This is a genomic window from Mesorhizobium sp. M7A.F.Ca.CA.003.01.2.1 (genome assembly GCF_003998945.1).
GTDB classification, from domain to species: domain Bacteria; phylum Pseudomonadota; class Alphaproteobacteria; order Rhizobiales; family Rhizobiaceae; genus Mesorhizobium; species Mesorhizobium ciceri.
The window spans coordinates 1-4,020 of record NZ_RZRA01000510.1 but is presented as its reverse complement, the minus strand read 5'-3'; the positions used below and the strand labels follow the sequence as shown (position 1 = coordinate 4,020).

The window sequence follows — 4,020 nt, the reverse complement described above, 5'->3', positions numbered from 1 at the left end:
TCCCCAGGTGGCCGAGGTCTGGCGGCATGGCAGCGTTATCGGCTCCTGGCTGCTTGACCTGACGGCCGGCGCCTTGAAAAGCGATCCGGGCCTGGTGAATTTCGGCGGCCGCGTTTCGGATTCCGGCGAAGGCCGCTGGACGCTGAAGGCGGCCATCGACACCGGCGTGCCGGCTCCGGTGCTGTCCTCGGCGCTGTTCGACCGCTTCTCCTCGCAGGGCGAATCCGAATTCGCCGACAAGCTGCTCTCCGCCATGCGCTATGCCTTTGGCGGCCATGTCGAGAAGCCGAAGGCCGGCAAGTGAGGACAGCGGGGGAGACACGCGCATGAGCCAGGAACGGTCCGACACGCTGGTGCTCTTCGGGGCAACCGGCGACCTCGCCCACAAGAAGATATTTCCAGCCCTTTACCAGATGGTCGCCAAGGGCACGCTTACCGAACCGGTGATCGGCGTCGCCTTCGATGCCTGGGACCTCAAGCAACTGCAGGCGCGCGCGCGTGACGGCATCGTCAATGCGCTCGGCAAGATCGACGAAAAAGCGTTCGCCAAATTCGCCTCGCTGCTGCGCTACGTCAGCGGCGACTACCGTGACGGAGCGACGTTCGAGAAACTGAAGAGCGCGCTCGGCACCGCACAGCGACCGCTGCATTACATGGCGGTGCCGCCGACCATGTTCGAGACCGTCGTCCAGGGGCTGGAGCAGTCGGGCACGGCGCATGGCGCGCGGCTGATGGTGGAAAAGCCCTTCGGTCACGATCTGCAATCGGCGCGCTGGCTGAACCGGGTCCTGCATCTGGTGTTCGACGAGCAGTCGATCTTCCGCATCGACCACTACCTGGGCAAGGAAGCGATCCAGAACCTGCTCTATTTCCGCTTCGCCAATTCCCTCCTCGAGCCGATCTGGAACCGCAATTACGTCGAGAGCGTGCAGATCACCATGGCCGAGGATTTCGGCGTCGAGGGACGTGGCCGCTTCTATGACGATGTCGGCTGCATCAGGGACGTCATCGAGAACCATCTGCTCAACATCCTGTTGCTGCTTGCCATGGAGCCGCCTGTCGGCCGCTCCGCCGACGATCTGATCGACGAGAAGGTGCAGGTGCTGCGCGCGATCAGGACGCTGACCAAAGACGATGTCGTGCGCGGCCAGTTCACCGGCTATCTCACTGAACCCGGCGTGGCGCCGAACTCGCCCGTCGAGACCTTCGCGGCGGTGCGTTTCTTCGTCGACACCTGGCGCTGGCAGGACGTGCCGTTTTTCATCCGCGCCGGCAAGAACATGCCGGTGCATGTCACCGAAGTGGTGGTGCGGCTGAAGCGGCCGCCGCTCGATGTCTTCGATCCGATCAAGCCCGCCGACCAGAACTACGTCCGCTTCCGCATCGACCCACAGGTGGTGATCGCCATCGGAGCACAGCGCAAGGCGCCGGGCGACGACATGATCGGCGAGCAGGTCGAACTGACGGCGCTCGACGACTCGAAGGGCGACATGCCGCCCTATGAGCGCTTGATAGGCGACGCCATGAACGGCAACGGCCAGCTGTTCACCCGCCAGGACGCCAGCGAACTGGCCTGGCGCATCGTCGGCCCGGTGCTTGGCGACACCACGCCGCCGCACCTCTACGAGCCGCTGACATGGGGACCGGCGGACGTCATGGCCGGGTTCGGGCCACCCAATGGCTGGATCGATCCGGTGAAGTGAGAGGAACCACGCGATGGCCAAGGCAGTGAAGCAACCAGCATCGGGCACCGAGACGCCGGATACTGAAAAGATCGTGCTCACGATCGACATCGGCGGCTCGCACGTCAAGATCCTCACCAGCGCCGGCGGCGCGGAGCGCCGCGCCGATTCGGGGCCGGGGCTGACGCCGCAACAGATGATCGATACCGTGAAGAAGCTCGCCGAAGGCCTGTCCTACGACGTCGTCTCGATGGGCTATCCCGGTCCGGTCAACCACAACAGGCCGCTCGCCGACCCCGCCAATCTCGGCAAGGGCTGGGCTGGATTCGACTTTGCGGGCGCGTTCGGCAAACCGGTGAAAGTGGTCAATGACGCGCTGATGCAGGCCATCGGCAGCTACGAGGGCGGGCGCATGCTGTTCCTCGGGCTCGGCACCGGGCTCGGTGCGGCGATGATTGCCGACAACGTCGCCCAACCGATGGAACTCGCGCATCTGCCCTACAAGAAGGGCAAGAGCTTCGAGGATTATGTCGGCGAACGCGGCCTGGAAAAGCGCGGCAAGAAGAAATGGCGCAAATACGTCTTCGACGTCGTCGACCGGCTCCGTGCCGCCATGCAGCCTGACTATGTCGTCATTGGCGGCGGCAACGTCGACAAGCTCGATGAATTGCCCGCCGACTCCAGGCGCGGCGACAACACACGCGCCTTCGAAGGCGGGTTTCGTTTGTGGCGCGACAAGGCGCTGATAGTCTGATACTGTTATTGTTTAATATAGTTGTTCAAAATAACGTGTGACCTGCCATCAAGTCGTTGCAATACGCAGATTTGCCGACTAGGAATTCCGCGCTACAACAACGCCAATTCGTCCCGTGGACGCACGAAGGACGCCATAGCATTTTGATTTCGCGCATGATCCTTTCCGGAAGTCGAATCCGATTTTCAGGTCATTCGCTGTAGACGGAGAAATAGAGTGACCGACGATAGCAACAGTGCCCGTAAAGACATCGATCTGCTCGAGCTGACCGCCCACATCGTGTCCGCTTACGTCGAGAAGAACCGCTTGCCTGCCTCCGGCCTGGCCGACCTCATCGCCAGCGTCAGCGCCTCGATAAGCGGGCTCGGCAAGCCTGCGGTCCCGGTGGCTGCCCCGCTGGTCCCGGCGGTCAATCCCAAGAAGTCGGTGACGCCCGATTTCATCATCTGCCTCGAAGACGGCAAGAAGTTCAAATCGCTGAAGCGTCACATCGGTGTACATTTCGGCCTGACGCCGGACGCCTATCGCGCCAAATGGGGCTTGCCGTCGGACTATCCGATGGTCGCTCCCAACTACGCGGCCTCGCGTTCGCTGCTGGCGAAGTCGATCGGCCTCGGCCGCAAGGCCGCCCCCGTCAAGGCGCCCGCCAAGGGCAGGAAGGCCAAGGCCTCGGCCTGAACATTCAGTCCTGAGCCAACAGTTAGGACGACTGGAACAGAAGCCTGCCGGCGAATCCGCCTTGGCCGGCTTCCTATTTTTATGGCTTGGATAGGTGGCCGGGTTCCTAGAGCAATTCCAGGAAAAGTGTGAAACGGTTTTCCGTCCGGAATTGCGTAAAAAAACAAGGAGTTAGAGCGGGTCGCCGTTTCCGTGAAACGGTGAACTGCTCTTGGGGAGTGAGCCATGAACTACACCAGGATGGGGATCGAGAAAGAGGCACCGGAAGAATACGGCTACGACCGTATCCGCTTTAATCTTTCCGAAAGCTCGATCGCCGACCAGAAGCTCTCCGACATCGGCCTGTCGCTGCCCGATCTCACGCTTTTCTATGGCGAGCATCGCGGCGACAAGCAGTTGCGTGCACTGATATCGGCGCAGGATGCCGGCATTTCGCCGGATGATGTGCTGGTCACCGCCGGTGCCGCCGGCGCACTGTTCATCATCTCGACCTCGCTTTTGTCGGCCAACGACCATCTCGTCGTCATCCGGCCCAACTACGCCACCAACATCGAAACCCCAAGGGCGATCGGCTGCGCCATCAGCTTTGTCGACCTGGCATTCGAGGAAGGCTTCGCCATCGACGTCGAACGCGTCAAGGCCGCGATTCGGCCGGACACGAAGCTGATCAGCGTCACCTGCCCGCACAACCCGACCGGCACGATGATGAGCCGAGCCGAGCTCGATGCGCTGGTGGCGCTTGCCGAGGCTCGCGGCTGCCATCTGCTGGTCGACGAGACCTATCGCGACCTCTCCTACGGCAGGCGGCTGCCGACGGCTGCCTCACTGAGCCCAAAGGCGATCAGCGTCTCGTCATTGTCCAAGGCCTTCGGCATTCCCGGCATCCGCATCGGCTGGCTGATCACC

Annotated in this window: 4 protein-coding genes and 1 pseudogene; all 5 read left to right on the top strand. The window is 62.3% G+C overall.

Annotated features, from left to right (window positions below):
- A pseudogene (locus tag EN969_RS19985) lies at nucleotides 1–304 on the top strand (6-phosphogluconate dehydrogenase (decarboxylating)); the annotation flags it as partial.
- A gap of 22 nt (nucleotides 305–326) precedes the next feature.
- On the top strand, nucleotides 327–1,703 hold the full coding sequence (gene zwf, locus EN969_RS19980) for a glucose-6-phosphate dehydrogenase (RefSeq protein WP_063169510.1): 1,377 nt from the start codon (nucleotides 327–329) through the stop codon (nucleotides 1,701–1,703).
- 13 nt (nucleotides 1,704–1,716) lie between these two features.
- Complete coding sequence (locus EN969_RS19975) at nucleotides 1,717–2,436, top strand: ROK family protein (protein ID WP_063169511.1); 720 nt, start codon at nucleotides 1,717–1,719, stop codon at nucleotides 2,434–2,436.
- A gap of 216 nt (nucleotides 2,437–2,652) precedes the next feature.
- Nucleotides 2,653–3,114, top strand: a complete 462-nt coding sequence (locus EN969_RS19970; protein WP_013528917.1) for a MucR family transcriptional regulator — start codon at nucleotides 2,653–2,655, stop codon at nucleotides 3,112–3,114.
- Nucleotides 3,115–3,339: 225 nt separating this feature from the next.
- Nucleotides 3,340–4,020, top strand: a 681-nt coding sequence (locus EN969_RS19965; RefSeq protein ID WP_164758361.1) for a pyridoxal phosphate-dependent aminotransferase, incomplete at its 3' end; no start/stop codon positions are given.